At 76.1% G+C, this 1,438-nt stretch carries 1 pseudogene; it reads left to right on the plus strand.

Annotation, left to right across the window (positions count from 1 at the left end):
- Nucleotides 1-1,438: pseudogene (locus tag AWZ10_RS07070) on the plus strand (hypothetical protein); the annotation flags it as partial.

The raw sequence follows: 1,438 nt of genomic DNA on the forward strand, positions 1-1,438 counted from the left end.
GCCGAGCGGCTCGCCACCGAGGCCCGTCAGCGGCTCCAGAGCGACTCGGAGGCCGCCCGCGGCGAGGCCGACCAGATCCTGCGCCGGGCCCGCGCCGAGGCCGAGCGGCTGCTGAACGCGGCGTCCACGCAGGCCCAGGAGGCCACCGAGCACGCCGAGCAGCTGCGCACCTCCACCGCCACCGAGTCGGACTCCGCCCGCCGCCAGGCCTCCGAGCTGAGCCGGACCGCCGAGCAGCGCATGACGGAGGCCGAGGCGGCCCTGCGCGAGGCGCGCGCCGAGGCCGAGAAGCTGCTCACGGAGGCGAAGGAGAACGCGGCCAAGGCCGTCGCCGGCGCCGAGTCGACCAACGAGCAGCGCACGCGTACGGCCAAGGAGCAGGTCGCCCGGCTGGTCACGGAGGCCACGAAGGAGGCCGAGGCCACCAAGGCCGCCGCCGAGGAAGTCGTCGCGGACGCCAAGGCCGAGGCCGAGAAGATCGTCGCCGAGGCCTCCGAGAAGGCCCGCTCGCTCACCGCGGAGGAGTCCGCCTCCCAGCTCGCCAAGACGGCCAAGACCGCCGAGGACGTGCTGAACAAGGCGTCCGAGGAAGCCAGGAACACCACCAAGGCCGCCGTCGAGGAGGCCGAGCGCGTCCGCGCGGAGGCCGAGGCCGAGGCGGACCGGCTGCGCGCCGAGGCGCACGACCTCGCCGAACAGCTCAAGGGCACGGCGAAGGACGACACCGAGGAGTACCGCGCCAAGACGGTCGAGCTGCAGGAGGAGGCGCGCCGGCTGCGCGGCGAGGCCGAGCAGCTGCGCTCCGACGCGGTCGCCGAGGGCGAGCGGATCCGGTCCGAGGCCCGGCGCGAGGCCGTCCAGCAGATCGAGGAGGCGGCCAAGACCGCCGAGGAACTGCTCGCCAAGGCGCGCACGGACGCCGACGAGCTGCGGCAGACGGCCACCGCGGACAGCGAGAAGGTCCGCACCGAGGCCATCGAACGCGCTTCGACGCTGCGCCGCCAGGCCGAGGAGACCCTGGAGCGCACCCGCAAGGAGGCCGAGCGCTACCGCGCCGAGGCCGCCGAGCAGACCGAGGAGCTGAAGGCCGAGGCCGAGCGCGTCGCCCGCGACCTGCGCGAGGAGACCGAGCGCGGCGTCGAGGCCCGCAAGGCCGAGGCCGCCGAGGAGCTGACCCGGCTGCACACCGAGGCCGAGGCCCGCCTGGCCTCCGCCGAGGAGGCGCTCGCCGACGCCCGCGCCGATGCCGAGCGGATCCGCCGCGAGGCCGGCGAGGAGAGCGACCGGCTGCGCTCCGAGGCCGCCGAACGCATCCGCACCCTCCAGGCGCAGGCCGAGGCCGAGGCCGAGCGGCTGCGTGACGAGGCCGCGGGCGACGCCTCCGCGTCCCGTGCCGAGGGCAACCCCTGGGGCGAGGACGGCGAACTGCGCGTGGGCG

The sequence above is a fragment of the Streptomyces europaeiscabiei genome (genome assembly GCF_001550375.1).
Classification (GTDB): Bacteria; Actinomycetota; Actinomycetes; order Streptomycetales; family Streptomycetaceae; genus Streptomyces; species Streptomyces europaeiscabiei.